Source organism: Micromonospora sp. NPDC000121 (assembly GCF_042899165.1).
In the GTDB taxonomy this organism is placed as follows: Bacteria; Actinomycetota; Actinomycetes; order Mycobacteriales; family Micromonosporaceae; genus Micromonospora.
In genome coordinates this window covers 488,346-515,003 of sequence record NZ_JBIAZP010000003.1, presented here as the reverse complement: position 1 = coordinate 515,003, position 26,658 = coordinate 488,346, and the positions used below count along the sequence as shown (strand labels likewise).

The 26,658-nt window shown below is 73.2% G+C and carries 27 protein-coding genes; 8 read left to right on the top strand and 19 right to left on the bottom strand.

Annotation, left to right across the window (positions count from 1 at the left end):
* Positions 1–155: 155 nt before the first annotated feature.
* The 5 genes from tatC to ACFY23_RS12840 form a co-directional block, all read right to left on the bottom strand.
* Positions 156–1,106 (bottom strand): twin-arginine translocase subunit TatC, encoded by a 951-nt coding sequence (gene tatC / locus ACFY23_RS12860; RefSeq protein ID WP_350684730.1) that lies wholly within the window; start codon positions 1,104–1,106, stop codon positions 156–158.
* Positions 1,107–1,123: 17 nt separating this feature from the next.
* Positions 1,124–1,423 (bottom strand): Sec-independent protein translocase subunit TatA, encoded by a 300-nt coding sequence (gene tatA / locus ACFY23_RS12855; RefSeq protein WP_350684729.1) that lies wholly within the window; start codon positions 1,421–1,423, stop codon positions 1,124–1,126.
* A 207-nt stretch (positions 1,424–1,630) separates the two neighbouring features.
* Positions 1,631–1,879 (bottom strand): hypothetical protein, encoded by a 249-nt coding sequence (locus tag ACFY23_RS12850; RefSeq protein ID WP_350684728.1) that lies wholly within the window; start codon positions 1,877–1,879, stop codon positions 1,631–1,633.
* Between the two features lie 10 nt (positions 1,880–1,889).
* Complete coding sequence (locus tag ACFY23_RS12845) at positions 1,890–2,945, bottom strand: YafY family protein (RefSeq protein ID WP_350684727.1); 1,056 nt, start codon at positions 2,943–2,945, stop codon at positions 1,890–1,892.
* On the bottom strand, positions 2,942–3,940 hold the full coding sequence (locus ACFY23_RS12840) for a WYL domain-containing protein (protein ID WP_350819169.1): 999 nt from the start codon (positions 3,938–3,940) through the stop codon (positions 2,942–2,944). Before ACFY23_RS12840 ends, ACFY23_RS12845 begins: the two co-directional genes overlap by 4 nt.
* Positions 3,941–4,244: 304 nt before the next feature.
* On the opposite strand from ACFY23_RS12840, the gene ACFY23_RS12835 reads away from it, so the two are divergent.
* Positions 4,245–5,393 (top strand): DUF3866 family protein, encoded by a 1,149-nt coding sequence (locus tag ACFY23_RS12835; RefSeq protein ID WP_350685652.1) that lies wholly within the window; start codon positions 4,245–4,247, stop codon positions 5,391–5,393.
* Here ACFY23_RS12835 and ACFY23_RS12830 read toward each other — a convergent pair.
* The 9 genes from ACFY23_RS12830 to arc all read right to left on the bottom strand — a co-directional run bounded on the left by ACFY23_RS12830 (position 5,378) and on the right by arc (position 14,200).
* Positions 5,378–5,926: a peroxidase-related enzyme gene (locus ACFY23_RS12830; protein ID WP_350685651.1), complete on the bottom strand. Its 549-nt coding sequence runs from the start codon at positions 5,924–5,926 to the stop codon at positions 5,378–5,380. The two genes, ACFY23_RS12835 and ACFY23_RS12830, sit on opposite strands and share 16 nt — an antisense overlap.
* A gap of 163 nt (positions 5,927–6,089) precedes the next feature.
* Entirely contained in the window at positions 6,090–6,275 is a 186-nt protein-coding gene (locus ACFY23_RS12825; protein ID WP_091106695.1) for a hypothetical protein, read from the bottom strand.
* 69 nt (positions 6,276–6,344) lie between these two features.
* Positions 6,345–7,703 carry a Pup--protein ligase gene (pafA, locus tag ACFY23_RS12820; RefSeq protein WP_350685647.1) on the bottom strand — a complete coding sequence of 453 codons (1,359 nt, stop codon included), beginning with the start codon at positions 7,701–7,703 and terminating at the stop codon, positions 6,345–6,347.
* A 341-nt stretch (positions 7,704–8,044) separates the two neighbouring features.
* On the bottom strand, positions 8,045–8,875 hold the full coding sequence (gene prcA / locus ACFY23_RS12815; RefSeq protein WP_350685645.1) for a proteasome subunit alpha: 831 nt from the start codon (positions 8,873–8,875) through the stop codon (positions 8,045–8,047).
* A 62-nt stretch (positions 8,876–8,937) separates the two neighbouring features.
* A complete protein-coding gene (gene prcB / locus ACFY23_RS12810; protein ID WP_350685644.1) occupies positions 8,938–9,777 on the bottom strand; it encodes a proteasome subunit beta in 840 nt (279 codons plus the stop codon).
* A complete protein-coding gene (locus ACFY23_RS12805; protein ID WP_350685642.1) occupies positions 9,696–10,139 on the bottom strand; it encodes an endonuclease VII domain-containing protein in 444 nt (147 codons plus the stop codon). Before ACFY23_RS12805 ends, prcB begins: the two co-directional genes overlap by 82 nt.
* 264 nt (positions 10,140–10,403) lie before the next feature.
* Complete coding sequence (locus ACFY23_RS12800; RefSeq protein WP_088993750.1) at positions 10,404–10,619, bottom strand: ubiquitin-like protein Pup; 216 nt, start codon at positions 10,617–10,619, stop codon at positions 10,404–10,406.
* Between the two features lie 105 nt (positions 10,620–10,724).
* On the bottom strand, positions 10,725–12,242 hold the full coding sequence (gene dop / locus ACFY23_RS12795) for a depupylase/deamidase Dop (protein ID WP_350685641.1): 1,518 nt from the start codon (positions 12,240–12,242) through the stop codon (positions 10,725–10,727).
* Positions 12,243–12,418: 176 nt separating this feature from the next.
* On the bottom strand, positions 12,419–14,200 hold the full coding sequence (gene arc / locus ACFY23_RS12790; RefSeq protein WP_350685640.1) for a proteasome ATPase: 1,782 nt from the start codon (positions 14,198–14,200) through the stop codon (positions 12,419–12,421).
* A 177-nt stretch (positions 14,201–14,377) separates the two neighbouring features.
* Between arc and ACFY23_RS12785 the strand changes: the two genes are divergently transcribed.
* The gene (locus tag ACFY23_RS12785; RefSeq protein ID WP_350685639.1) at positions 14,378–14,674 is read left to right on the top strand and encodes a ferredoxin; all 297 of its coding nucleotides are present in this window, start codon (positions 14,378–14,380) and stop codon (positions 14,672–14,674) included.
* A 51-nt stretch (positions 14,675–14,725) separates the two neighbouring features.
* Here ACFY23_RS12785 and ACFY23_RS12780 read toward each other — a convergent pair whose 3' ends face one another.
* The 3 genes from ACFY23_RS12780 to ACFY23_RS12770 all read right to left on the bottom strand — a co-directional run bounded on the left by ACFY23_RS12780 (position 14,726) and on the right by ACFY23_RS12770 (position 17,544).
* Positions 14,726–15,298: a hypothetical protein gene (locus ACFY23_RS12780; RefSeq protein WP_350685638.1), complete on the bottom strand. Its 573-nt coding sequence runs from the start codon at positions 15,296–15,298 to the stop codon at positions 14,726–14,728.
* A gap of 81 nt (positions 15,299–15,379) precedes the next feature.
* Complete coding sequence (locus ACFY23_RS12775; protein WP_387037185.1) at positions 15,380–16,393, bottom strand: tRNA (adenine-N1)-methyltransferase; 1,014 nt, start codon at positions 16,391–16,393, stop codon at positions 15,380–15,382.
* A complete protein-coding gene (locus tag ACFY23_RS12770; protein WP_387037187.1) occupies positions 16,390–17,544 on the bottom strand; it encodes a M50 family metallopeptidase in 1,155 nt (384 codons plus the stop codon). The genes ACFY23_RS12775 and ACFY23_RS12770 overlap by 4 nt, the downstream gene beginning before the upstream one ends.
* An 82-nt stretch (positions 17,545–17,626) precedes the next feature.
* Here ACFY23_RS12770 and ACFY23_RS12765 point away from each other — a divergent pair, with 82 nt between their 5' ends.
* From ACFY23_RS12765 to ACFY23_RS12745, 5 genes are all read left to right on the top strand, one after another.
* Positions 17,627–18,538, top strand: coding sequence for a PD-(D/E)XK nuclease family protein (locus ACFY23_RS12765; RefSeq protein ID WP_350685406.1), 912 nt, complete (start codon positions 17,627–17,629; stop codon positions 18,536–18,538).
* Positions 18,539–18,740: 202 nt separating this feature from the next.
* Positions 18,741–19,937: a sensor histidine kinase gene (locus ACFY23_RS12760; RefSeq protein WP_350685405.1), complete on the top strand. Its 1,197-nt coding sequence runs from the start codon at positions 18,741–18,743 to the stop codon at positions 19,935–19,937.
* A gap of 70 nt (positions 19,938–20,007) precedes the next feature.
* Complete coding sequence (locus ACFY23_RS12755; RefSeq protein WP_350685404.1) at positions 20,008–20,694, top strand: response regulator transcription factor; 687 nt, start codon at positions 20,008–20,010, stop codon at positions 20,692–20,694.
* A 343-nt stretch (positions 20,695–21,037) separates the two neighbouring features.
* On the top strand, positions 21,038–21,805 hold the full coding sequence (locus ACFY23_RS12750; RefSeq protein ID WP_350685402.1) for an ABC transporter ATP-binding protein: 768 nt from the start codon (positions 21,038–21,040) through the stop codon (positions 21,803–21,805).
* Positions 21,805–24,354 (top strand): FtsX-like permease family protein, encoded by a 2,550-nt coding sequence (locus ACFY23_RS12745; protein WP_350685401.1) that lies wholly within the window; start codon positions 21,805–21,807, stop codon positions 24,352–24,354. The genes ACFY23_RS12750 and ACFY23_RS12745 overlap by 1 nt, the downstream gene beginning before the upstream one ends.
* A 49-nt stretch (positions 24,355–24,403) precedes the next feature.
* On the opposite strand, the gene ACFY23_RS12740 is transcribed toward ACFY23_RS12745, so the two are convergent.
* Complete coding sequence (locus tag ACFY23_RS12740; RefSeq protein WP_350685399.1) at positions 24,404–25,057, bottom strand: HAD family phosphatase; 654 nt, start codon at positions 25,055–25,057, stop codon at positions 24,404–24,406.
* A gap of 203 nt (positions 25,058–25,260) precedes the next feature.
* On the opposite strand from ACFY23_RS12740, the gene ACFY23_RS12735 reads away from it, so the two are divergent.
* Positions 25,261–25,812, top strand: a complete 552-nt coding sequence (locus tag ACFY23_RS12735; protein WP_350685398.1) for a hypothetical protein — start codon at positions 25,261–25,263, stop codon at positions 25,810–25,812.
* 42 nt (positions 25,813–25,854) lie between these two features.
* Here ACFY23_RS12735 and ACFY23_RS12730 read toward each other — a convergent pair whose 3' ends face one another.
* On the bottom strand, positions 25,855–26,589 hold the full coding sequence (locus ACFY23_RS12730) for a neutral zinc metallopeptidase (protein ID WP_350685397.1): 735 nt from the start codon (positions 26,587–26,589) through the stop codon (positions 25,855–25,857).
* Between the last annotated feature and the right edge of the window lie 69 nt (positions 26,590–26,658).

Genomic DNA, 26,658 nt, shown 5'->3' with positions numbered 1-26,658 from the left:
CGCAGCTTGTGGATGCCTGGTGACGGATTGTCGACTGGATCGCCGACGAGGAGGTGGCATGCGCTAGGCGCGCCGGCACACGGCACCGCCCGGAAACGACACGAGCCCCCGGGCGAGGGGGCTCGTGCCGTACGCGGGTGGTGCGGTCGGCCGCGTCAGGTCATGTCGTCGTAGCGGCGGTCGATCGGCGCCGGCGCGGCAACCGGCTCCGGGGCCGCTATCGGCGCGCTGGCGTCGACCCGCTGCCCGGCCTCGACCGGATCCGGGTCGAACTCCAGCGGCGACACCTCGTCGTCGTCGATGCCCGCGTAGACCTCCCGGCCGCGACCCTTGCGCTTGTCGTTGAGGTACGCGACGCCGACGGCGGCGAAGTAGAGCGCGCAGAGGCAGATCGCCAGCGCGGTCATCCCGAACGGGTCGGGGGTCGGGGTGACCACCGCGGAGAAGGCGAAGAAGACGAACACCGCGATCCGCCACCAGCTCAGCAGCCGCTTCGCACTGGCGATGCCGACGAAGTTCAGCATCAACACCAGCAGCGGGAACTCGAACGCCACCCCGAACAGCAGGATCAGGTTCGTCACGAACGAGACGTACCTGGTGATGTCCAGCGTCGTGTTGATGTCGCTGCCGGAGATCTCCAGCAGGAACTCCAGGCCCTTCGCGGTCACGAAGTACGCCAGCACCGCCCCGGCGGCGAACAGCGGCGCCGCCAGCCCGGTGAAGACGTACGCGTAGCGCCGCTCGTGCCGGTGCAGGCCCGGCGCGATGAACGCCCAGAGCTGGTAGAGCCAGACCGGCGCGGCGATGATCAGCCCGACCCACAGACCGATCTTCAGGTTCAGCAGGAACAGGTCGGCCGGGCCGAGCTGGACGAAGTTGCACGCGCCGTCCGTCGTACGCGCCTGCTCCAAGTTGCAGTACGGCCGCTTGAGCACGTTCAGCACCGGCCCGGCGAGCCAGATGCCGAGGCCGAACCCGACCAGGATCGCCAGGGACGCCTTGAACAGCCGGTTACGCAGCTCGCGGAAGTGCTCGACCAGCGTCATCGAGCCGTCGGCGGCCCGCTCGAAGTTGCTCGGACCGCGCTTGCGGAGAGCGAAGGCCACGGTGTTGGGGCCTTCGGTCAGTTGTCGCGGACGCGGTGCACCGGGTCAACGACCGGCTGCTGCTGCGGCGGAGCCTGGTAGGGCGCCTGCTGCGGGGCCTGCTGACCAGCGTGCGGCGGGAGCGGCTGGTAGCCGGCCTGCGCGTCGGCCTTCTCGGCGAGGTCGCGGTCGTCGTCGTGCAGGCTCTTGGTCTCGGCCTTGATGATCCGCAGCGAGCGACCCAGCGAACGGGCCGCGTCGGGGAGCCGCTTCGCGCCGAAGAGCAGGATCAGCACGACCACGAGTACGGCGATGTGCCACGGCTTGAGGGCACCCATGGGAAGCTCCAGTCGCTCTGTGTCGTCGTGAGGGGTGTACCGCAGCCATCGTACGTGCGCAGACGGCCGTTGCCACCCGCCGGGGGCTGGTGGTTTGTCCCGGCCGGTGAAGTCTTGACCAACGCGGGATGTCCCGTCAACACTTGCCCGACGGATCGTTCCTGCGCGGTGCCGGACCGGATCGCGCAGGGACGCGACACCGATCGATCAACCGCCGCGCTTGGCCTTGATCAGCTCGACTCGCCGGTGGGTGATGTCGAGCTGCCGCTGGAGCGCCTCGGCCCGCTCCTGAAGGGCCTCCGCGCTGTCCCGCAGCGCCTCCGCCTCGGTCGCCCGACGCTGCAGGGCAACGGCCGCGCGACGCAGCCGGGGCAGCCGCGCCAGCACCGGCCGGACGGCCAGGGCCAACACGACGAGCGCGAACAGCACCACCGCGAGCACGATCCACTTCACCACGGCGGCCAGCCTACTGCGTGCCCGCGGTCACCGCCGGGTCGGCCGAGGGCACCTCGGGCGGCGTGTCGGCCGGGCGCCGGGGAGCGGCCGGGGCCGGCGTCGCGTACGCGTCGAGCGCGGCGGCCGCCGCGGCCCGGACCTGCTCGGCCAGCTCGGCCGGGGCGACCACGGTGACGTCCGGCCCCAGCCCCAGCACGAAGCGGCGGGCCCACCCCAGGTCGGTGACCCGCAGCGAGACCAGCCACTGGTCGCCGGCGCCCGCCTCGACCCGCTCGCACGGGTAGTACTCGGTGATCCACCGCTCGCCCCGGCCGACCCGCAGGGTGATCAACGGCAGGTCCTGGGAGGGCCGGAACACCCCGTCGGTGAGGTCGTGCGGGCGGGCCTGCGGCGGCACCACGGCCGGCTCGTCCAGCTCGGTGACCGCGTCGATCCGGTCGACCCGGAACAGCCGCACCGCCTCCGCCCGGCGGCACCACGCCTCCACGTACGCCCGGCCGCCGACCATCAACATCCGCAGCGGGTCCACGACGCGGTCCGTGGTCTCGTCCCGCGCGGCCGTGTAGTAGGTGATACGCAGCGCCCGGCCGCTCTCGACGGCGCCACGCAGCTCCTGCACCCGGCGGGTGTCGGCGGGCAGCCGGACCTCGACGGGCGCGGCCACCAGGTCGCCGGCCGCATTCTCGATCTTGGCGAGGGCCCGCTCCACGGCCTCCCGGTTGGTCACCCCGGGCGTCTCGGCGAGCATTCGCAGCGCCACCACCAGCGCGAGGGCCTCGTCCGGGGTGAGCCGCAGCGGCCGGTCGATGCCGGCGTCGTAGGTGATGGTCACCCGGTCGCCGTCGAAGGCCATGTCGATCAGGTCGCCCGGGCCGTAGCCGGGCAGCCCGCACACCCACAGCAGTTCCAGGTCCTCACGCAGCTGCCGCTCGGTGACGCCCAGGTCACCGGCCGCCTCGGCGATCTCGATGCCGGGCCGGGCGAGCAGGTAGGGCACCAGGTTCAGCAGCCGAGCCAGCCGGTCGGCCGACGCGCGGGAGCCGCTCCGGGCGGCCGGCCGGGTCACCGGGCACCCCCGACGGCGGCGAGGTCGTCGTGCCGGGCCGCGATCTCCTTGAGCCGCTGGATGACCGCCTCCCGCACCTCCGGCGGGTCGAGCACCCGCACGTCCGGACCGTAGCCGACGAGCTGGCCGGCGAGGACGTCCACGTCGGCGTAGGGCAGGACGAGCCGGTCGCCGTCGGGCCCGGCGGTGACGCCGACCGCCCAGCGGCGCAGCCCCGCAGCGCGGCCCGGCGCGGCCAGCACGGTGGCCCGCCCGGTGCGCTCCGCCGGCCCCGACCAGCGGGCCACGTGGCTGATCAGGTCGACCCCGACCGGCGGCTCGTAGCCGCCCGGCACGCCGGTCACCCGGACCGCGCCGACCACCCGCGACAGCCGGAAGCAGCGGGTCGCCTCGCGGTCGAGGTCGTGGCCGACCACGTACCACCGGCCCCGCCAGCAGACCACGCCCCACGGCTGCAACCGGCGGCGGTTCGGCTCGTCGCGGTCGGGCACCCGGTAGTCGAAGCTGACCTCCCGCCGGTCCCGGGCGGCGGCGGTGAGCGGCGCGAACGCCGGGTCCACCGTCACCATCGGCTCCAGGCCCAGCGTGGCCTGCGGGTCCACGTCGACGCCGGCGGCGCGCAGCTTCGCCAGCCCCGAGGAGGCGGCGGCGGCCAGCCCGGCGTGCTGCCACAGCCGCGCGGCGATGCCCACCGCGGCGGCCTCGTCCGGTTCGAGGGGGATGTCCGGCAGCGCGTACTCCCGGTGGGCGATCCGGTAGCCGGGCTCCGCGTCGAAGACGCTCGCCGTCCCGGTCTCCAGCGGTACGCCCAGCTCACGCAGCTCGGCCTTGTCCCGCTCGAACTTGCGCTGGAACGCCTCGTGGTCGCGCGCGTCCTCCGGATCGTGCTCGTAGCCGGGCACGGTCGCGGCGATCTGCGCGGCGGTCAGGAACCGTCGCGTGGACAGCAGGCAGATCACCAGGTTGACCAGGCGTTCGGTGCGGGTCCGCGACACGGGTAGACGCTAGCAGCCCGCGCGCCGGGCACGTGCACCCACGCGGGCACGACGCGCGTCGCGTCGCGCCGGCCCCGCGTCCGGTCACCCCGCGGGGCGCCTCCGACGGTTCTACAGAGCGGCGGAGGCGAAGCCGGAGAGGGTCGACACCGTCGTGGTCGCCGGGGCCGCCAACCTCGCCATCGCCGTCGCCAAGCTGGTCGCCGGGATGATCTCCGGGTCGGACGCCCCGCTCTCGTCCGGCTGCGTCGCCCCACGGCCCCCGGGCGCGGCCGGCCGGGGCGGCGACGCTAGCGTGCCGGGCATGGTGCGATGGCGGTCCGGGACGGTGACGGCGCTGCGGCGGCAGTGGACCGGGGCGGTGGAACTCGACGTCGACCTGCCCGACGGCACCACGATCCGCGCCCTGGCCTACCCCGAGCTGGTCGGCCGGCCCGAGCCCGGCGACCGGGTGCTGCTCAACGCCGGCGCGCTGCTGATGGGCCTCGGCACCGGCGGGTACGCCCTGGTCGTGGCGCTGCCCGACCGGCTGCCGCCGGACCCGCCGCAGGCCCTCGACACCCGCGACGCCGGTCACCTCGTCAAGGCCCGCTACACCCCGCTGCAGCCGATCCTGCTCGGCGTCGACGAGGAGGCGTCCCCGCACCGCGAGGTCCTGGCCGCCGCCGACGACCTGGGCGGCCTGCCGGTCGTCACCGCCGACCTGCACTCCGCGCTGCCCGCGGTCCTGGCCGGCATCCACGCCGACGCCCCGGACGCCCGGGTCGCGTACGTGCTGACCGACGGCGGGGCGCTGCCCGCCTGGTTCTCCCGCACCCTCGCCGGGCTGCGCGACCACCTCGCCGGCACGGTCAGCGTCGGCCAGGCGTTCGGCGGCGACCTGGAGGCGAGCACCGTGCACAGCGGCCTGCTGGCCGCCCGCCACGTCCTGCGCGCCGACGTGGCGATCGTCTCCCAGGGGCCCGGCAACCTCGGCACCGGCACCCGGTGGGGCTTCTCCGGGGTGGGCGTCGGCGAGGCCGTCAACGCCGTCGCCACGCTGGGTGGGCGCCCGGTCGGATCGCTGCGGATCTCCGCCGCCGACCCCCGGCCCCGGCACCAGGGCGTGTCGCACCACAGCCTCACCGCGTACGGCCGGGTGGCCCTCGCCCCCGCCGAGCTGGTGGTGCCCGACGGGCTGGACCCGGCGCTGGCCCGCGAGGTGGACGCCGCGCTGGCCCCCCTCGCGGCACGACACACCGTCGTCCGGGTGCCCACCGACGGGCTCGACGCCGCGCTGCGGGCGACGCCGGTGCCGCTGTCCACCATGGGCCGGGGCCTCGACGCCGACCACGCGTACTTCCTGGCCGCCGCGGCGGCCGGCCGGCACGCCGCCCGCCTGCTGACCGGGCCCCGCCCGAGCGCGACCCGGACGACCGACGGCCCGGCGCCGAGCGGTCAGGTCGCCAGGTAGCCCTGCCGCACGATGCGCTCGGCGGCCTTCTCGTACACCGCCGGGTCGTCCGGCACCAGGGTGCCCAGCCCGTCCACGTAACGGTTGTACATGCAGAACGCCGCCGCGATCAGGACGGTGTCGTGGATCTCCAGGTCCGTCGCGCCGGCACCCCGGGCGGCCTTGACCAGCTCCGCCGTCACGTCCCGGCCGCTGCGCTGCACGGCCTCGGCGATGCGCAGCAGCGCCCGCAGCTTGTCGCTGACCTCCGCGTCCACCGGATCGGCGAGGACCCGGTCCACCAGCGGCATGCCGGAGGGAAGCTGCGCCGCCGCGAACGCGGAGTGCGTCGCGCAGCAGAACCGGCACTCGTTCAGCCCCGACACGTACGCCGCGATCAGCTCCCGCTCCCCCGGCGTCAGCGTCGGGTGCGGGGCGCGCAGCAGCGCCTCCGCCAGCGCGTTGAGGGGCTTGGCCGTCTCCGGCCGGAACCGCATCGGGCCCCGGATGCCGGGATGCTCCCGCTCGTCGATACCGAGGTCGATGTGTGCGATGACGTCACCATCCCTGCCGCCGCGGCGGGGCGTGGCCGGTCCGCGGACCGACTACGCCGAACGGGAACGATAATCCCAGCCCCGCGGGGCCGGGACCACTTCGAGATTGCGGTGCCGCCGCGGCCGGATCGGGCCATGAGGACCGGGGCCGCTCGGGGCCCGGTCAGGCCATGAAGATCAGGGTGAGCCAGGCGCCCACGATCAGCACCAGCGCGAGCGCCAGCACCCAGGTGGGCACCGTGTACTCGCCGCGCCGGTTGCGCGCGATCTCCTCACGGATCTTCTCGCGGCGGCGCTCGACCCAGTTCTGCCGCTGGCGGCCGCTCTCGGGAGGTTCGGAAGTCGTCATGGCGCGGTCAGCCTACCCGGCCGGCCGACCCGGCAGGCGGTCGCCACCGCACCGGGCCGGCCCGCGCCGTCACATGCTGGCGATCAGCCGCTCCACCCGCTCGTCGTACGCCCGGAACGGGTCCTTGCAGAGCACCGTGCGCTGTGCCTGGTCGTTCAGCTTCAGATGCACCCAGTCGACGGTGAAGTCGCGCCGCTTCTCCTGGGCGTGTCGGATGAACTCGCCCCGCAGCCGGGCCCGGGTCGTCTGCGGCGGAGTCTCCTTCGCCTCGAAGATCTCCGGGTCGGTGGCCACCCGGTCCACCTCGCCACGCCGCTCCAGCAGCCCGTAGAGGCCCCGGCCCCGGCGCAGGTCGTGGTAGGCCAGGTCCATCTGCGCGACCCGCGGGTGCGACAGCGGCAGGTCGTGCTTGCGCTGGTAGCGCTCGATCAGCCGCAGCTTGGTCACCCAGTCGATCTCCCGGGCCACCGGCTCCAGGTCGCCGGTCTCCACCGCGCGCAGCACCCGGCCCCACAGCTCCACCACCCGCTTGGCGGTCTGGTCGCCACCACGCCGCTCCACGAACTCGGTCGCCTTCGCCAGGTATTCCTGCTGGATCTCCAGCGCGCTGACCTCCTTGCCGGAGGACAGCCGCACCTTGCGCCGGCCCGTGATGTCGTGCGACACCTCGCGGATCGCCCGGATCGGGTTCTCCAGCGTCAGGTCGCGCATCACCACCCCGGCCTCGATCATTCGCAGCACGATGTCGGCGGTGCCGACCTTCAGCAGTGTGGTGACCTCGTTCATGTTGGAGTCGCCCACGATGACGTGCAGCCGGCGGTAGCGCTCCGCGTCGGCGTGCGGCTCGTCGCGGGTGTTGATGATCGGCCGGCTCCGGGTGGTCGCCGACGAGACGCCCTCCCAGATGTGCTCGGCCCGCTGCGACAGGCAGTAGACCGCCCCGCGCGGCGTCTGCAGCACCTTGCCCGCGCCGCAGATCAACTGCCGCGTCACCAGGAACGGGATCAGCACGTCGGCCAGCCGGCCGAACTCGCCGTGCCGGGAGACCAGGTAGTTCTCGTGGCAGCCGTACGAGTTGCCGGCCGAGTCGGTGTTGTTCTTGAACAGGTAGATCTCGCCCGCGATGCCCTCGTCGTGCAGCCGCTTCTCCGCGTCGACGAGCAGCCCCTCCAGGATCCGCTCGCCGGCCCGGTCGTGCGCGACCAGGTCCACCACCGAGTCGCACTCCGGGGTCGCGTACTCCGGGTGCGAGCCGACATCGAGGTAGAGCCGGGCGCCGTTGCGCAGGAACACGTTGCTCGACCGGCCCCAGGACACCACCCGACGGAAGAGGTACCGGGCGACCTCGTCGGGGGACAGCCGCCGCTGCCCCCGGTAGGTGCAGGTGACGCCGTACTCGGTCTCGAGGCCGAAGATTCGCCGCTCCATGATGAGACATTAGCCGCCCGAGGCCCCAGATGGGCAGCGCTCACCACGTCGTCTCACGCCGGGAACGCCCGGCGGCCCGACCGGGGGGCCACGCCGGGCGTGCCGGTCCCACCGGCGCCCGCGCACGACCGCGCCGGCAGGTCCCAGGTGGACCAGGCCGCCGCCCGGGCGCACCCGCGCGGATGGACGACGTCGCGCCGGTGCGGGCGGCTGTCGTCGGATCCGGGTGAACCGACGCGGGTCGGTCGGGAGCGGCCGCCGCCGGACCGTCGACCTGCCGGCGTACGACGACCGCGCGGGCGCCCGGGCCCACGGCCCCGACGCCCGCGCGATTGACTCCGCTACGCCTCGGGGGTCTCCGGCTGCTGGCCCTCCAGGTCCGCCGAGCCGGCCGACGTGGTGGGCTTGCCCGCCTCCTCGGTCGGCGCGGTCGGGGTCTCCGGACGGGCCGGCACCGCCGGCTCCTCGGCCTTGCCGCCGTCCAGCAGGGCGGTCAGCGCCGCCCCGGTGATGCGGCGGAACGCCCGCCCCACCCGGCGTCGGTCCAGGACCGCCACCTCGAGCTGGTTCGCGGCGATGGTACGGGAAGCGCCGCCCTCGCCCCCGACGCTGCCCAGCGCCCGCACCGCGACCTTCACCGCCTCGCCCAGCGACATGTCCGGACGGTGGTCGGACTTCAGCACGCCGGCGATCGCCTCGGCCTGCCCACCCATCGCCATCCGGCCCGGCTCGTCGTTGACGGAGCCGTCGTAGGTGAGCCGGTAGATCTCGTCGTCATCCGCGGTGGCGCCCACCTCGGCCACGCAGATCTCCACCTCGAACGGCTTCGACTGCTCGGTGAAGATGGCGCCCAGCGTCTGCGCGAACGCGTTCGCCAGGGCCCGGCCGGTGACGTCGCGCCGGTCGTAGCTCAGGCCGTTCAGGTCGGCCATCCGCACGCCGGCGCGGCGCAGGTTCTCGAACTCGTTGTAGCGACCGACGGCGGCGAAACCGATCCGGTCGTAGATCTCGCTGACCTTGTGCAGGGCGCTGGACAGGTTCTCGGCGACGAAGAGCACCCCGCCCTCGTAGCTCAGGACGACCGCGCTGCGGCCCCGGGCGATGCCCTTGCGGGCCAGCTCGGAGCGGTCGCGCATGATCTGCTCGGGCGAGGCGTAGAACTGCATGGCCACGGCGGCGGTTCTCCTTCAGGGCGCTGTGCTGACGGCTGCTGACTGGTGCGGGCGGGAGCGGATCAACCGCCCGGATTCTCCATCCGGCCGGAGACCACGCTCTCGGCGATCGCCGACATCTCCTCGTCGGTGAGCCGGTGGGTGCCCTCCGCCGTCGCCGTCATCACCACCGGGTAGATCCGGCGGATCAGGTCCGGCCCGCCGGTGGCGGTGTCGTCGTCGGCCGCGTCGTAGAGCGCCTCGACCGCCAGCCGGACCGCCTCGTCCACCGAGATGCCCGGCTGGAAGCGCTTCTTGAGGGCGGACTTGGCGAAGAGCGAGCCGGAACCGATCGCGTCGTAGCCCGTCTCCTCGTAAGGACCGCCGGTGACGTCGAAGCTGAAGATGCGGCCGGCCCGCGCCGGGTCCTTCGCGGCCAGGTCGAAGCCGGCGAAGAGCGGGATCACCGCCAGGCCCTGCATGGCGGCGCCCAGATTGCCGCGGATCATCGAGGCGAGCCGGTTGGCCTTGCCGTCGAGCGAGAGCATCGCGCCCTCGATCTTCTCGTAGTGCTCCAGCTCCACCTGGAACAGTCGCATCAGCTCGATGCCGATGCCCGCCGTGCCCGCGATGCCCACCAGCGAGTACGCGTCGGCCGGGTGCACCTTCTCGATGTCGCGCTGGGCGATCAGGTTGCCCATGGTGGCCCGCCGGTCGCCCGCCATCACGACACCACCGACGGCCGAGATCGCCACGATGGTCGTCGCGTGTGGCGCCATGTCGGCGGCCATGCCCGGCGGCAGCGGCCGTCGGCCGGGCAGCATCTCGGGGGCCACCTTGCTCAGGAACGAGGTGAAGGAGGACGTCCCCGCGTTGGTGAACACATCTGGTAGACGCCCGGATGGATCAAAACCCGCTGCCACGTGGTTCCTCTCAGATATGTGATCGCCTCGGCCAGCCGCGACTGATCGTCACGGAACTGACCGAGACCACCGTTGCAGTTGAAGCACAATATCCCGCGCACCCAGCCGGTGCGATGATCGTGGTCCAGATGTTGGGGGTCCGGTGTGCCGCAGACCGCGCAGACGCCGCCCTGCTCGACCAGGAGCTCGTCGAACTCCTTCTGCCCCACTCCGTAGCGCCGCCGCAGGTGGTACTCGCGACTGCCGCCGTGGAGCCGCGTCCGCGACTCCTTGCCCTTCTCGTTGTGACAGGGCTTGCAGTATCTGCCGTAACCGCTCCGCCCGGAGCGGTTACGAGGGAAGTCCTCCAGCACCTTGGTCACGCCGCACGCTGGGCACCGGCGGTGCCCCTCAGGCACCGCCGGTGGCTGACGCACGTCGCGGCCGTGCTGTTCGCGGACCCGCTTGGCGTAGCTCGCCTTCGAGCGCGCGTTGAAGCAGGGCTTGCAGTAGCTACCGCGGCCGTCGGGTCTCCGGCTGTTGGCGCAGAATTCCGCTAGCGGCTTCCACGCACCGCAGTCGCGGCAACAGCGCTCTCCGTCTCGGTCATCCAGTCGTCGAGGCATGTCCGAAATGCCAAATAGACCCTATTCTCCCCCTTTTTGGACATAGCCGCGGACAAATTCCTCGGCGTTCTCCTCCAGGACGGAGTCGATCTCGTCGAGCAGGTCGTCGACGTCCTCGGTGATCTCGGCGTGCCGCTCGGCGACCTCCGGGTTCGCCTCGGTGGTGACGTCCTCGATCTCCTCGCCCTGACGCGACTTGCCCGACTGCGACTGCCCGCCGCTGTCACGAGTGGCCATTGCTGCCTCCTCCACGATCGCCCTGCGATCAACTTACCTCGCGGAGGCGACGAAAAGCCCGCCGCGCGCCGGCTTCGGCACGCGGCGGGAATCCGTCCACGACGATCAGCCGCCGGTGAGGGTCTCGAGCAGGTCCTTCGCGCTGGGGCAGCGGTCGAAGAGCGCACCGACGTGCTTGCGGGTGCCGCGCTCGGGCTCCATCATCGGCACCCGCACCAGCGACTCCCGGCCCACGTCGAAGATGACCGAGTCCCAGCTGGCCGCGACCACCTCAGAGGCGTACTGGGCCAGGCAGCGGCCGCGGAAGTAGGCGCGGGTGTCCTCCGGCGGCTCGGTCATCGCGGTGCGGGTCTGCTCGTCGTCGAGCAGGGTCTTCATCGCGCCCCGGGAGACCAGCCGGTGGTAGAGGCCCTTCTCCGGGCGGACGTCCGAGTACTGCAGGTCGACCAACTGGAGCTTGTGCGAGCCCCAACCCAGCTTCTCGCGCTCCCGGTAGCCCTCCAGCAGCCGCAGCTTCGCCACCCAGTCCAGTTCGTCGGCGCAGAGCATGACGTCGCGGCCCAGTCGCTCCAGCACGCTCTCCCAGCGGGCGAGCACGTCCAGGGTCTGCTCGTCGGCGTCGGCGCCGTAGCGGTCGTCCACGAAGGACCGCACCCGCTCGTAGTACGCCCACTGCACGTCCAGGGCGGTGAGTCGCCGCCCGTCGCGCAGCCGCATCAGATGGGTGAGCGACGGGTCGTGGCTGACCGCACGCAGCTCGCTGACCGGGTCGGCGATGCCCAGGTCGGAGCCGAGCGCCTTCTCCTCGATCATGGTGAGGATCAACGCGGTGGTGCCGACCTTGAGGTAGGTGGAGATCTCCGACAGGTTCGCGTCGCCGATGATGACGTGCAGCCGCCGGTACTTGTCGGCGTCGGCGTGCGGCTCGTCGCGGGTGTTGATGATCGGCCGCTTGAGGGTGGTCTCCAGGCCGACCTCGACCTCGAAGAAGTCGGCGCGCTGGGAGATCTGGAAGCCGCTCTGCCCGCCGTCCTGTCCGATGCCGACGCGGCCGGCGCCGCAGACGATCTGCCGGGTCACGAAGAACGGCGTCAGGTACGCCACGATGTCGGCGAAGGCCGTCTGGCGGCGCATCAGGTAGTTCTCGTGGGAGCCGTAGCTGGCGCCCTTGTTGTCGGTGTTGTTCTTGTAGAGGTTGATGGGCTGGGTGCCGGGGATGGTGGCGGCGCGGCGGGCCGCCTCGGCCATCACCCGCTCCCCCGCCTTGTCCCAGCGCACCAGGTCCCGCGGGTTGGTCACCTCGGGCGTGGAGTATTCCGGGTGGGCATGGTCGACGTAGAGCCGGGCGCCGTTGGTGAGTATCACGTTGGCCAGCCCGAGGTCCTCGTCGGCGAGCGCCTCGGCCGGGTCGTACGCGGCGCCGGAGTAGGTGAAGCCGCGCGCATCCCGCAGCGGCGACTCCTCCTCGTAGTCCCAGCGGGCCCGGCCGCCCCGGTTGAGTTCCGGGCGCGCCCCGTAGGCGTTGACCACCTGGGAGGAGGTGACCATGGGGTTGGCGCCGGCCTGGCCGGGCACGGAGATGCCGTACTCGACCTCGGTGCCCATGATCCGTCTTACGCTCATCGACCTACCTGCTTCGCTCGCCCGACCCGGTCCCCCGTCACGTCGAGCGTAGTCGGCCGCGCGGCGGATGGGGGCGCGCCGGACCGGGGCGGTAGGCGCGGGCCGGGCGGGGACGGGTGGGTCCGGACGGGACGGGGCCCGCGGCGCGTCGCGCCGCGGGCCCGTGCGGGTGTGGGTCAGAGGTACTGACCGGTGTTGCTGGCGGTCTCTATCGACCGGCCGGCCTCCGCGCCCTTGCCGCCGGAGACGAGCGTGCGGATGTAGACGATCCGCTCGCCCTTCTTGCCGGAGATGCGGGCCCAGTCGTCGGGGTTGGTGGTGTTGGGCAGGTCCTCGTTCTCCCGGAACTCGTCGACGCAGGCGTCGAGGAGGTGCTGCAGGCGCAGGCCCTTGCGGCCGGAGGTGAGGAACTCCTTGATGGCCATCTTCTTACCCCGGTCGACGATGTTCTGGATCATCGCGCCGGAGTTGAAGTCCTTGAAGTAGAGGACTTCCTTGTCGCCGTTGGCGTAGGTGACCTCGAGGAAGCGGTTCTCCTCGGTCTCCGAGTACATCCGGAGCACGACCGCGTCGATCATGGCCGCGACGGTGGCCTGGGGGTCGCCGCCGTGCTCGGCCAGGTCGTCCGGGTGCAGGGGCAGCCCGGAGAGGATGTACTTGGAGAAGATGTCCTTCGCCGCCTCGGCGTCCGGCCGCTCGATCTTGATCTTCACGTCGAGCCGGCCGGGACGAAGGATCGCCGGGTCGATCATGTCTTCCCGGTTGGAGGCGCCGATGACGATGACGTTCTCCAGGCCCTCCACGCCGTCGATCTCGCTGAGCAGCTGCGGGACGATGGTGTTCTCCACGTCGGAGGAGACACCGGAGCCCCGGGTGCGGAACACCGAGTCCATCTCGTCGAAGAACACGATGACCGGGGTGCCCTCGCCGGCCTTCTCGCGGGCCCGCTGGAAGATCAGCCGGATGTGCCGCTCGGTCTCGCCGACGTACTTGTTGAGCAGCTCCGGGCCCTTGATGTTGAGGAAGAAGCTGGTGTGCCGCTCCTTGCCCTCCCGCTCGGCGATCTTCTTCGCCAGCGAGTTCGCCACCGCCTTGGCGATCAGCGTCTTGCCACAGCCGGGCGGGCCGTAGAGCAGGATGCCCTTCGGCGGGCGGAGCTGGTGCTCCCGGAACAGGTCGGCGTGCAGGAAGGGCAGCTCCACCGCGTCGCGGATCTGCTCGATCTGGGCGTGGAGGCCACCGATGTCGGTGTAGTCGACGTCGGGCACCTCCTCCAGGACCAGCTCCTCGACCTCGCTCTTCGGGATCCGCTCGTAGGCGTACGCCGAGCGGGGCTCGATCATGAGCGAGTCGCCGGCCCGGATCGGCGATCCGATCAGGGTCTCGGCGAGGTGCACGATCCGCTCCTCGTCGGAGTGCGAGACCACCAGCGCCCGGTCGCCCGGGCTGCCGTCGGGACCCGCGAGGATCTCCTTGAGCATGACCACCTCGCCGACCCGCTCGTAGCCGAACGCGTCGACGATGTTGAGCGCGTCGTTGAGCAGGACCTCCTGGCCACGCCGCAGCTCGGCGACGTCCAGCGAGGGCGAGACGGCGACCCGGAGCTTGCGTCCGCCGGTGAACACGTCCACCGTGCCGTCGTCGTGCCGCGCGAGGAAGACGCCGTAGCCACTCGGTGGCTGGGCGAGGCGGTCGATCTCCTCCTTGAGCGTCACGATCTGCGCGCGAGCCTCCTTGAGGGTGCTCACGAGCCGGTCGTTGTTCTCGGTCAGCCGCGCCAACTGTGCCTGGGTGGCCGCCAGCCGCTCTTCGAGCTGCCGGACGTGTCGGGGGCTTTCGGTCAACTTGCGCCGCACCAGAGCGAGTTCCTCTTGAAGGAACGCGACCTGCGTGGAGAGATCGTGGGCCTCCTTCTCCCACCGTGCGGCGCGCGAGTCCGCGTCGTCGCTGCGTGCCACGTCCCACCTCCCCGGGGGGCTTGAACGTTCTGCCCTAACACTAGCCGCTATGAGGCCGATTCGGTCCCACGCAACGCCCTCGTCACCGAACCTTGATCGCCAAGGGTGGCCCCGAGGGCCGGTCCGGGCGTTCGGGTACCGTCGGGGCGTGGGACGGGAGAACATGGGGGGTGCGCCGTGGCGGAGGTCATGACCGACCAGCTGCAGGTCTGGGTGGACCAGGATCTCTGCACGGGCGACGGGCTCTGCGTGCAGTACGCGCCCGAGGTCTTCGAGTTCGACGTCGACGGGCTCGCCTACGTCAAGGGCCCGGACGGTGAGCTGCGGCTCGCGCCGGGCAGCCGGGTCGACGTGCCCGAGCACCTGCGCCTCGAGGTGATCGACTCGGCGAAGGAGTGCCCGGGCGAGTGCATCCACGTCGTCCGCGGCAGCGACGGCGTCGAGGTCGCCGGCCCGGAGGCCGAGGAGGACTGACCGCCGCGCCCTCCCGCGCCGCCGGGGCGGGAGGGCGGCCGGGCGTACGCCTCAGAGCATCGGGCGGCCGACCACCGAGGCGACGAGGCGGGCGAACTCCTCCAGCCGGGCGATCTGCCCGGCGCCCCCGTCGTCGAGGGTCTTGCCGAAGCGCAGCGCGTCGTGCCGGGGCGCGCCCACCACCTCCTCGCTGGGCGGGGCCTCGTCCAGCGAGGTCAGCAGCAGGTAGACGTCGATGCTGTCGACCCGGATCCCGCCGTCGTCGTCGCGGGTGAGCCGCCGCCGGCAGCCGACCTCGGTGACGGTGGAGACCGGCACCACGCGCAGCGACGAGGTCATCGACCCGGGCGGGCCCTCCCCCGGCGGCACGTCCTCACCGTGCCAGAGCACGAGCCGGCTGCCGTCGCAGACCACGACCTCCTGCCACACCCCGTTGACCTCGTTGACGAAGCGCTCCAGGGTGAAGCCGAGCACCGACGCCCCACGCAGCACCCCGCCCAGTGCCTCCAGGGCGACGTCGGGGTCGCGCAGGTAGGCGCGGGCCGCCGATTCGAGGTCCTGGTAGGGCGACCAGTCCGGGAACACCGCCGGCAGGTCTCCGCCGCCGAAACCCGGCCGGTTCATGCCACCTCCCCGTAGCCGTGCCGCCGGCCCGCACCGGCCGGCAGGTTCCGTCCGCTCACTCCCAGCCGCCCCGTCCCACGGTCACGGCTGCGTCGGGTCCCCGGCCGCCGCCGGCTCCGCCCCGGCGGCCCGCGCGGCCTGCCGGGCCGCCTCCGCCTCACGCAGCGCCTGCCGGCGTTCGGCGTACGCCTCGGCGCCCTTGCTGGGCTTGCGGCGCCGCGGCGGCGCGGTGACGCCCGGAGCGAGCTTACGCGCGGACACCAGGAACGCGGTGTGCGCGATCATGCGGTGGTCCGGGCGCACCGCCAGCCCCTCGGCGTGCCAGTCGCGCACCAGTGACTCCCAGGCGCGCGGCTCGGTCCAGCCGCCGCGCTCGCGCAGCGCCTCGACCAGCTCGGACAGCTGCGGGGTGGTGGCGACGTAGCCGATGAAGACGCCGCCGGGCACCAGGGCCCGCTCGACCATGTCGAGGGTCTCCCACGGGGTCAGCATGTCGAGGATGATCCGGTCGAAGCCCGTCTCGGTGCAGGTGGCGACGTCGCCGACGTGCAGGTGCCACGCCGGGTGCGGCCCGTTGAAGAACGCCTCGACGTTGCGCCTGGCGATCTGGGCGAAGTCGTCGCGCACCTCGAACGAGTGCAGCTCGCCCTCGGTGCCGACGGCACGCAGCAGCGAGCAGGACAGCGCCCCGGAGCCGGCCCCGGCCTCCAGGACCTTGGCGCCCGGGAAGATGTCGCCCATGGCGACGATCTGGGCGGAATCCTTCGGGTAGATCACCTGCGCGCCGCGCGGCATGGAGAGCACGTAGTCCGACAGCAGCGGGCGCAGGGCCAGGAACGCGGTGCCGCCGCCGGAGGTGGTGACCACGCTGCCGTCGGGCAGGCCGATCAGCGTGTCGTGCTCCAGGATGCCCCGGTGGGTGTGGAACGCCTTGCCCGGCTCCAGGGTGACCGTGTGCATGCGCCCCTTGGGGTCGGTCAGCTGCACCCGGTCGCCGGGCCGGAACGGCCCACGGTGCACGGGGGGCAGCGCCCGGGTGTCGGCGGGCACCGGGGTGCCCGGGTCGGCCGGGGCGGCGGGGGGAGTTGCGGTCACGTGTTCATCTTCCGTTGAGGTTCGAGGAGCTGAGCCAGATCCGCGATGTGCAGAATGCCGACGACATCTTCGCCTGAGGTCACCACGTACTGCGCGCCCGGGTGGGTCTGTACCGCCTCCATCACCCGCTCCCCGTCGAGCCCGACCGGCATGGCGGGCAGGTCGGCCAGGGACCGGGCCACCGCGTCGACGGCCAGCCAGGGGCGGCGTTCCGCCGGCACGGCCTCCGCCGCGGCGGGGTCGACCAGGGCGACCGGGCGGCCGGCGGAGTCGGTGACCAGGAGCGCGGCGCCGGGCGTGGCGCCGGCGGCGCGGCGGCGCTGCGCCTCCGCCAGCGGCGTGCCGGTGGGCACGGCGAGCACCGGGCGGGACAGCCGGGACAGGTCGATCAGCGGGAAGCGGCGGCTGACCCGCGCCATCCGGATCGACTGCCCGGCGCCGCGCCAGAGGGTGAACGCGACGAGCAGCATCAGCGGCAGCGCCAGCGGCGCCAGGTCGCCGGTGAGGGTGAACAGGGCGACCAGCGCGGCGGTGCCGACGGCGACGGCGCGCCCCACCCACCCGGCGACCTCGGTGCCCCGGTGCCGGTCGCGGGTCACCGCCCAGACCGCCGCCCGCAGCGCCCGGCCGCCGTCGAGCGGCAGCCCCGGCAGGATGTTGAACAGCGCGACGATGACGTTGCTCACGGCCAACTGGAACGCGAGCTGGTTGGCCAGGGTGCGGTCGGGCAGGGCGAGGGTGGCGGCGACGGCGACCGCGCCGAGCACGGCGGACACGGCGGGACCGGCGAGCGACACCAGCAGGTCGACGCGGGGGGACGGGGCGTCGCGGTCCATCTCGGTGTAGCCGCCGAGCAGCTCCAGGGTGATGCCGCGCACACCGATGCCGTACCGGCGGGCGGTCAGGGCGTGGCCGAGCTCGTGCAGGAGCACCGAACCGAGCAGGGAGACCACGAAGCCGAAGCCGATCAGGTAGCCGGCGAGCTGGGACAGGTCGAGCTGGCGGCGGGCGAACTCCGCGTACAGCACGGTCACCAGCAGGGTGAGCAGCACCATCGAGCCGTTGAGGTGCAGCGGCACCCCGAACACCCGGCCCACCGTCAGGCCGGGCCGCGGGTCGGGCCGGCGCCGCGGTTGCCTCGTCTGCTCCACCGGACCGATGCTACGCGGCGGGGGATCATGCGCCGGAGCGGCGACGGCGGAGGTGTCACACCGGTGCCCTAACCTCTCGGGCATGACGGCGGAACCGGTGACCACGCAGCAGCCCGCGACCCCGGCCGAGGTGCCGGCGACGGTGCGGGCCTCGCTGTCGCCGTCGCGGGCGGCGGATTTCAAGACCTGCCCGCTGCTCTACCGGTTCCGCAGCATCGACCGGCTGCCGGAGCGGCCGACCGTCGAGCAGGCCCGGGGCACGCTCGTGCACGCAGTGCTGGAGCGGCTGTTCGACCTGCCCGCCGCCGGGCGCACCCCGACGGCGGCGGGCGATCTGGTGGCCCCGTCGTGGGACCGGCTGGTCACCGAGCAGCCGGAGCTGGCGGGGCTGTTCGCCGACGGCGACACCCCGGCCGCGGCCGAGTTCCTCCGCTCGGCCGCCGCGCTGCTGGAGGGCTACTTCGCGGTGGAGGACCCGCGCCGGCTGGAGCCGGCCGAGCGGGAGAGCCTGATCTCGGCGGTGGTCGACGAGGAGCTGCTGATCCGGGGCTACCTCGACCGGCTCGACGTGGCACCGGACGGCGCGCTGCGGGTGGTCGACTACAAGACCGGTGGCGCGCCCCGGGAGGCGTTCGAGGCGCGGGCGCTGTTCCAGCTCAAGTTCTACGCGCTGGTGCTGTGGCGCACCCGGGGCGTGGTCCCCCGGGTGCTGCGGCTGCTCTACCTCAAGGACGCGGAGGTCTGCGACTACGCCCCGGACGCCGAGGAGCTGCTCCGCTTCGAGCGCACGGTGGTGGCCCTGTGGCAGGCGATCGAGCAGGCGACCGCCCGGCAGGACTTCCGTCCCCGACCGAGCCGGCTCTGCGACTGGTGCAGCCATCAGGCGCTCTGCCCGAGCTTCGGCGGCACCCCGCCGCCATTCCCGGCACAGGTGGCGACGGATCCGCTGCGCGACGCCCGGTCCCGCCCGGCGCCTCCCGGCGCCGACGAGTGACGGAGTCGGGGGCACCCGCCCGGCTCGGTGCGGCCAGGGAACGGCCCGCGGCCGGCCGGTGGATCGGCTGAGCACGCGGGCCGGTGAGCCGGCGGACGACCGGCGGGCCCTGACGAGGAGGAGCGGGTCTCCTCCTCAGGGAGGAGGCCGGGGTCACCGCCGGCGACGATCAATCCGGCGTGGCGGCGGCTAGCGTCGCGGTATGACTTCGGGCCCGAAGGCGTGGCTGCGCCGGCACCCGCTCGCCGCGGACGCTCTCCTCGCTCTCGGGCTCGTCGCGGCGGAGGTGGTGCTCATCAGTCTCGCGCCCCGCGAGTACTGGCCGCCGCACCTGCTGGCGGCGCTGGCCTGGAGCCCGGTCTGCGCCGCGCCGGTGGCGTTGCGCCGGGTCGCCCCGGGGCCCGCCGTCGCCGCGGCGGTGGCGACGCTGGCGCTGCCCGTCCTGCTCGACCTCGTGCCGGCCACGCAGAGCCTGACCTTCCTGGTGCTCACCTACACGGTCGCCGCCACCCGGCCGCTCCGGACAGCGGTCGTGGCGGCGGTGGTGCTCTGGCTGTCGGCCGGGGCGGTGAACGTCGTCGCGCCGCTGGACGGGGTGATGGAGGGCGTCAGCCCCGCGTACCTGGTGTTGAACAACCTGCTGACCGGGGCGGTGTCGTACTCGGTGGGGCGGGCCGTGCACAGCCGCAGGGCCGCCACGGAGGCGCTGCGGGAGCGGGCCCGGGTCGCCGAGGAGAACCAGCGTTCGCTCGCCGAGCAGGCGGTCGCCGACGAGCGCCGCCGCATCGCCCGGGAACTGCACGACGTCGTCGCGCACCACGTCAGCGTGATGGGGGTGTTGGCCACCGGTGCCCGCCGGGTGCTGCGGAAGGACCTGGACGCGGCCGACGAGGCGATCGGCACCATCGAGGCGACCAGCCGGGCCACCCTGCGGGAGATGCGCCGGCTGCTGGACGTGCTGCGTACCGACACCGAGCCGGCCGCCGACCTCGCCCCACAGCCGGGACTCGCCGGCATCGAGGCCCTGGTCGACCAGGTGCGCGAGGCCGGGCTGCCGGTGACGCTGCGGGTCGAGGGCACCCCGGGGGCGTTGGAGGAGGGGGTGGCGCTGACCCTCTACCGGATCGCGCAGGAGGCGCTGACCAACGCGCTCAAGCACGCCGGAACGGCCACGGCGGAGGTGCGGCTGACCTTCGACGAGGGCGCGGTCGGCGTCGAGATCGCCGACACCGGGCGCGGCCCGGGGCCGGGCGGCGACCGGATCGGGCACGGCCTGGTCGGGATGCGGGAACGGGTCGCCCTCTACGGTGGGGTCCTGCGCACCGGGGCCCGTCCCGGCGGCGGCTTCCGGGTGTCCGCGCGGATCCCGGTGGAACGCCGTGGCGCGGTGGCGGCATGACCGGCCCGGAGTCGTACGCGAGAATTGGACGGGGCGACGGCGTGACCGGGATCAGGGACGGGGGCATGAGGTGACCGAGGCGACGCTGCCGGCGCGGCCGGTGCGCATCCTGCTCGCCGACGACCAGCCGCTGCTGCGCACCGGCTTCCGGATGGTGCTCGGCACGGAGGACGACCTGGACATCGTGGCCGAGGCCGGGGACGGCCTCGAGGCGGTGGACCTGTCCCGACGGCTGCTGCCCGACGTGGTCCTGATGGACATCCGGATGCCGCGGATGGACGGGGTCGCGGCGACCCGGGCGATCGTGGACGCCCGGCTGCCGGTGCGGGTGCTGATCCTGACCACCTTCGACCTGGACGAGTACGTGGTGGGGGCGCTACGGGCCGGGGCGAGCGGCTTCCTGGCCAAGGACGTGCCGGCCGAGGACCTGGTCACCGCGATCCGCACGGTGGCGGCCGGGGACGCGGTGGTGGCGCCGCGAATCCTCAAGCGGCTGCTGGACCGTTTCGCCGACGTGCTGCCGGACCCGGCCGCGGCCCCGCCGAAGGGTCTCGGCGCGCTGACGGAGCGGGAACGCGAGGTGCTGGTGCAGGTGGCCCGGGGGCTGTCCAACGCCGAGATCGCCCGGGCGCTGTCGGTCAGCGAGACCACCATCAAGACCCACGTGGGGCACGTGCTGACCAAGCTGGGGCTGCGCGACCGGGTGCAGGCCGTGGTGCTGGCGTACGAGTCGGGGCTGGTCCGCCCCCGGGCCTAGCGGCGCCGGCCCTGGCTGTTTCCGCAGGCGTACCCGGGGATTCCCCGCGGCCGGGAGGTGATGTTGCCGTCGTCACCTACCGTGACCGGTGGTGGCGCGGCGCGGTTGACCCTGACGTGGCGTCAGTGTGCAGGATCGGTCCCCAGGTCGGCGGGAAATGCGCTCCGCCGGCGGCGGGTCAGGGGCAACCCTGAGCCGGGGTCGGGGGCACCCCCACCGCGAAATAGGCACCCGCTCCGCCCGGAGTCGGACGGATCGGGGCCGACGAGCACCGATGATGAGACTGCCGCGCCGGACCAGCGGGGGCGGCGCGGATCAAAATCAGACGGAAGAGGTAGATGACGTGACCGCGACGGTAGGCCAGCAGGCGCAGGCCGCGGCCCGGGCGAACGACGTGTGGAAGGTGTACGGCAGCGGCGAGGCGCAGGTCATCGCGCTGCGGGGGGTCAGCGCGGAATTCGAGCGGGGCCGGTTCACTGCGATCATGGGCCCGTCGGGCTCGGGCAAGTCGACGCTGATGCACTGCCTCGCCGGCCTCGACTCGGTCACCCGGGGCACCGTGTCGATCGGTGACACCACCGTCACGGGCCTGGGCGACGCGGGCCTGACCAAGCTGCGCCGGGACAAGGTCGGCTTCATCTTCCAGCAGTTCAACCTGCTGCCGACCCTGACGGCGAAGGAGAACATCCTGCTGCCGCTGTCGATCGCCGGGCGCAAGCCCGACCCGGCCTGGTACGACACGGTCATCGCCACGGTGGGGCTGAAGGACCGGCTGGGCCACCGCCCGGCGCAGCTCTCCGGCGGGCAGCAGCAGCGCGTGGCCTGCGCCCGGGCGCTGGTTTCCCGCCCCGAGGTGATCTTCGCCGACGAGCCGACGGGCAACCTCGACTCCCGCTCCGGCGCGGAGGTGCTCAACTTCCTGCGCAACTCCGTGCGCGAGCACGGGCAGACGATCGTGATGGTCACCCACGACCCGACCGCCGCCGCGTACGCCGACCGGGTGGTCTTCCTCGCCGACGGGCAGATCGTCTCCGAGCTGATCGAGCCGACCGCCGACACCGTGCTGGACACGATGAAGAAGCTGGACACCCCCGCCGAGGTGGCCCGCTGATGTTCCGGGCGACTCTGAAGAGCCTGCTGGCCCGCAAGGTCAGGCTGATCCTCTCCGGCCTGGCCGTGGTGCTGGGCGTCATGTTCGTCTCCGGCGCGTTCGTGCTCACCGACACGCTCGGGCGCTCGTTCGACTCGATCTTCGCCGACGCGTACGAGGGGGTGGACGTCAACGTCGCCGCCAAGCCGAAGATCGACGTCGGCGAGACCGAGGGCATGCAGGCGGCCCAGCCGTTGCCGGCGGCCACCCTCGACAAGGTCCGGGCGGTGCCCGGCGTGGCCGAGGCGACCGGCGTGGTCGGCGTCGACGGGGCGCGGCTGATCGGCAGCAACGGCAAGGTCGTCGCCTCGTTCGGCCCGCCGCAGTTGGGCGAGAACTGGACCGGCGAGAACGACCTGGTGCAGTTGCGCGAGGGGCGGCCGCCGCAGGCCGACGACGAGATCGTGGTCAACAAGGCGCTGGCCACGGCCGGCAAGGTGAAGGTCGGTGACCGGGTCGGCGTGCTGACCCTCAAGCCGAAGCAGGAGTTCACCATCGTCGGCGTCTTCGGCTACAGCGGTGGCCGGGACTCCATCGGCGGCGCCAACGAGATCATGTTCACCACGCCCGTCGCGCAACGGCTGATGCTCGGCGCGCCGGACACCTTCAGCAACATCACGGTCACCGCCGCCGGCGGGGTGTCGGACGAGGCGCTGCGCGACGCCGTGGCCGCCGCGGTGGGCGCCGACTACGAGGTCAAGACCGGCGAGCAGCTCTCCGAGGAGGCGGCGGCCAGCATGAAGGAGGCGCTGTCCTTCTTCAACCGGATCCTGCTCGGCTTCGCCGCGGTGGCGCTGCTGGTGGGCACCTTCCTGATCCTCAACACCTTCTCGATCATCGTGGCGCAGCGCACCCGTGAGCTGGCGCTGATGCGCGCCATCGGGGCCAGCGGCCGGCAGATCATCGGGTCGGTGGTCCTGGAGGCCGTCGCGGTGGGGCTGATCGCCTCGGTGCTCGGCCTCGGCGCGGGCATCGGCATCGGCGCGCTGCTGGCGTACCTGTTCAGCACCTTCGCCGGCGGGCTGACCCTGGCCGGGGTCGGCGTGCCGCTGTCCGCCGTGGTCGGCGCGTTCGCCGTCGGCCTGGTGATCACCGTGGTCGCCGCGCTGCTGCCGGCCCTGCGGGCGTCCCGGATCCCGCCGATCGCGGCGATGCAGGACGTCGCCAACCCGGACCGCCCGCTGACCAAGGTCACCGTGGCCGGTGCGGTCGTCACCGCCGTCGGCGCCGGGCTGCTGGCCCTGGGCCTCACGGGCAACGCCGGGGGCAACACCCTGGCCACCATCCTCGGCGGGGTGCTGTTCGCCTTCATCGGCGTGGCGCTGCTGACCCCGCTGATCAGCCGCCCGGTGGTGAGCCTGCTCGGCGCGATCTTCGCCTGGTCGGTGCCGGGCAAGCTGGGCCGGCTCAACTCCGGCCGCAACCCGCGCCGCACCGCCATCACCGCCGCGGCGCTGATGGTGGGCATCGCCCTGGTCACCGGGGTGACCGTGATCCTGGACTCGGCGAAGAGCAGCATCGGCGCGCTCACCCAGGACTCGCTCAAGGCGGAGCTGGTGATCTCCGGGGCGCAGAGCGGCCCCCGGCCGCCGAGCTTCGACTCCGGGGTGCTGGAGAAGGCCGCGGCGATCCCCGGGGTGCGCCTGGCCGACGGCGAGTACGGCGACATGGCGGTGGTCGGCGGTGAACGCACCTGGGTGGGGGCGAGCAGCGACGTCGCCGCGCTGCGGCAGATCTTCAGCGCCGAGGCCACCGCCGGGAACATCGACCGGCTCGCGCCGGACGAGATGCTGATCAGCTCGGACACCGCCGAGTCGCGCGGGCTCGCCGTCGGCTCCCGGGTGCCGGTGCAGCTGGCCCGGGGCGAGGCGCGGACCTACACGGTGACCGGCATCTACGCCAGCTCCCAGCTGACCAACCAGGTGGTGCTGCCGCCGGAGGCGGCACGCGACTTCGCCATCCCGCAGCCGATCCAGGGCTTCATCCAGCTGGCCCCGGGCACCCGGGTCGCCGACGTGCAGCCGCAGATCGAGGCGCTGCTGGCCGACTCCCCCGAGGTGTCGGTGGCCGACCGGGAGGCCTTCAGCGACCAGCAGGCCGGCCAGCTCGACGGCCTGCTCACGATGATCCAGATCCTGCTGGCGCTGGCCATCGTGATCGCCGTGCTCGGCATCATCAACACCCTGGCGCTGTCGGTGCTGGAGCGCACCCGGGAGCTGGGGCTGCTGCGGGCCATCGGCCTACGCCGGGCGCAGACCATGCGGATGGTCACCGTCGAGGCGGTGGTGATCTCGGTCTTCGGCGCGCTGCTCGGCGTCGCCGTCGGCGCCGGTCTCGGCGCGGCCGTGGTGGAGGCGCTGCGGGACGAGGGAATCACCGACCTGGTGCTGCCCTGGTCCCAGATGGGGGTCTTCCTCGGCTTGGCCGCGATCATCGGGGTCATCGCCGCGGTGCTGCCGGCGGTCCGGGCCGCCCGGATCAACGTCCTGGGCGCCATCGCCCACGACTGACCCACCGCGAACGAGGGGCCCCGCCGACCGGCGGGGCCCCTCGTTCGCGTCAGGCGTCGGCCGGAGGCGCGCCGAGCAGCGCCGCCAGCAACTCCAGGTCCGCGCCGGTCAGGCTCTCCAACTGGTGTACGCCGTCCAGCGGCCCGATCGGCACCTCCGCCGGCACGGCCAGCACCGCCGCGCCGGCGGCGAGCGCGCTGGCCACCCCGGTCGGCGAGTCCTCGATCGCCACGCAGCGGGCGATCGGCACGTCGAGCAGCCGGGCGGCGGTCAGATACGGCTCCGGGTGCGGCTTGGCCGCGTCGACCTCGTCGCCGCAGACCACCGCGTCGAAGCTGTCCCGCCCCAGGGTGTCCAGCGCGACCTCCACCAGGGCTCGGCCGCTGGAAGTCACCAGCGCCGTCGGGATGCCCGCCGCGCGGACCGCCCGCAGCAGCGTCAGCGCGCCGGGACGCCAGCGCAGCCCGGTGCGGAACAGCTCCAGAATCCGGGCGTTGATCCACGCCGCGCTGACGTCGGGGTCGCGGTGCGGCTGGCCCAGGTCGTCGTGCAGGATGCGCATCGACGCGGCCATGCTGTTGCCGACCATCGCCTTGCGGGCCGCCTCGGAGAGGGTGGCGCCGTACTCGGCCGCCAGCTCGCGCAGCGCGACGTCCCACAGTTTCTCGCTGTCGACCAGGGTGCCGTCCATGTCGAAGAGCACGGCGGCGGGGTGGTGGCTGCTCAGGACATCCTCCCTCGGGTGGCGTACCCCCGGGATCCTCCCAGCCGGGACGCCGCCGGCGCGTCCAGGTGCCGCCGGCGTGACCTGGCCGACGGACTGGCCCGGCCGACGGGTTGCGGGCGGGGACGAGACTGGACGATGCCCGGCCGTCGTCGCGGCGGCCCCTTCGCCTGGAGGTCGCCATGCGCGTCCGGTCCCTGGTCTCCCGGTGCACCGTGGTCCTGCTCGCCGCCGGTGTCGCGCTCTGGCCGGCGGCCCCGGCCGCCGCGAGCCTGCCGCTGGAGCGCTGCAACGATCTGCAGACACCACAGCACGCCGACGACCAGGCCTGGTCCGCGCCGGGCAACGCGCACACCGTGTGGCCGACGCCGGTCGGCATCCTCGACCGCGACGTGTTCCGGGTGTCCGCCGAGGGCCGGATCCGGATCGACCTGTGGGGCACGCAGAAGTCGATCGCCGGCGAGCTGCCGCTGGCCGGCAGCGGCTGGCCGGCGCCGGGCGCCCGCCGGTACGCGCTGATCGCGAAGGTGACCGACGGGTCCATGCTGGTGCTGAGGACGGGCCTGTTCTACGGCCCGGGCCGGTGGTTCCCGGTCGGCACCGACAGCGGCTGCATGCTCTACTACCACGCCGGGGCGCCCCCGCAGATCGTCTTCTCCTTCAACGACCCGAACCTCGGCGACAACGGCGGCGGCGCGACGGTGCGGGTGAGCCAGTGGTGGGGCGAACTGTGAGCCCGCTCGGCTGAGACCGCAGGCGAGCGGAGAGCCCCCCACTCAGCCGAGGCCGCAGGCGCCCAGGGACTGCTCGTAGCCGCGGAAGAACGACTCGGTGCGCTGCTCGGCGGTGCCGTGCGAGCCCTCGGCGAACCACGGCTGGCCGGGGTCGTCGCCGACGGCGAGCAGCCCCTCGCGGAACTCCTCCAGGTCGCCCTCGTCGAGCTCCAGCACCCCTGAGCGCACCGAGTCGCCCAGGTACGCCCCGGCCATGCAGTCGGCCTGGAGTTCCTGCTGGATCGTGAAGCGGTACTGGATGCCGAGCCGGGTCTGGACGCCGTGGGCGTACTCGTGGCCGAGCAGGTAGAACACGAACGCGTCGCCGACCTGACGGAACGCCCCGACCGACCAGTTCACGTCGTACGCGATGAAGTCGCCGGCCGAGCAGTAGACCGCGTTGTTGCGCGGCAGTCCCTGGCCGCCGCAGGACACCTCGCCGTCGCGCTGGTACGGGACGACCCGCCGGATCGGGCTGAACCGTTGCCCGGAGGCACGGAATCGATCGGCCCAGTACTGCTCGGCGACGCGCCGCGCGGCGGTGACATCGCGCTGGAACTCCTCGACGCTGGTGGTGCCGTCGGCGCGGGTCTGCGCGGCGCCGGGCGAGGCCGCCCCGTCGGGCTCCTGCCCCGCCGGCTCGGACGCCCCGCCGACCACGCACCCGGCCGCCACGACGAGAGCCACCGCGAGGCCGGCGAGCGCACTCGGCGGCCGGCGTTGCACGCGCGTCGTCACAGTGCCCTCCCCGGCGTCGGCGATGTCGGGTGCAGTACCCCGGCGCTCCGTGGGTCATGCCCGACCGCG

Bases quoted from the DNA above. Each gene is read 5' to 3' on its own strand.
- tatA (WP_350684729.1), bottom strand. From the start codon at position 1,423: ATGGGTGCCCTCAAGCCGTGGCACATCGCCGTACTCGTGGTCGTGCTG.
- ACFY23_RS12835 (WP_350685652.1), top strand. From the start codon at position 4,245: ATGGTGCGATGGCGGTCCGGGACGGTGACGGCGCTGCGGCGGCAGTGG.
- ACFY23_RS12825 (WP_091106695.1), bottom strand. From the start codon at position 6,275: ATGACGACTTCCGAACCTCCCGAGAGCGGCCGCCAGCGGCAGAACTGG.
- pafA (WP_350685647.1), bottom strand. From the start codon at position 7,703: ATGGAGCGGCGAATCTTCGGCCTCGAGACCGAGTACGGCGTCACCTGC.
- ACFY23_RS12800 (WP_088993750.1), bottom strand. From the start codon at position 10,619: ATGGCCACTCGTGACAGCGGCGGGCAGTCGCAGTCGGGCAAGTCGCGT.
- dop (WP_350685641.1), bottom strand. From the start codon at position 12,242: ATGAGCGTAAGACGGATCATGGGCACCGAGGTCGAGTACGGCATCTCC.
- ACFY23_RS12780 (WP_350685638.1), bottom strand. From the start codon at position 15,298: ATGAACCGGCCGGGTTTCGGCGGCGGAGACCTGCCGGCGGTGTTCCCG.
- ACFY23_RS12765 (WP_350685406.1), top strand. From the start codon at position 17,627: ATGACGGCGGAACCGGTGACCACGCAGCAGCCCGCGACCCCGGCCGAG.
- ACFY23_RS12760 (WP_350685405.1), top strand. From the start codon at position 18,741: ATGACTTCGGGCCCGAAGGCGTGGCTGCGCCGGCACCCGCTCGCCGCG.
- ACFY23_RS12745 (WP_350685401.1), top strand. From the start codon at position 21,805: ATGTTCCGGGCGACTCTGAAGAGCCTGCTGGCCCGCAAGGTCAGGCTG.
- ACFY23_RS12735 (WP_350685398.1), top strand. From the start codon at position 25,261: ATGCGCGTCCGGTCCCTGGTCTCCCGGTGCACCGTGGTCCTGCTCGCC.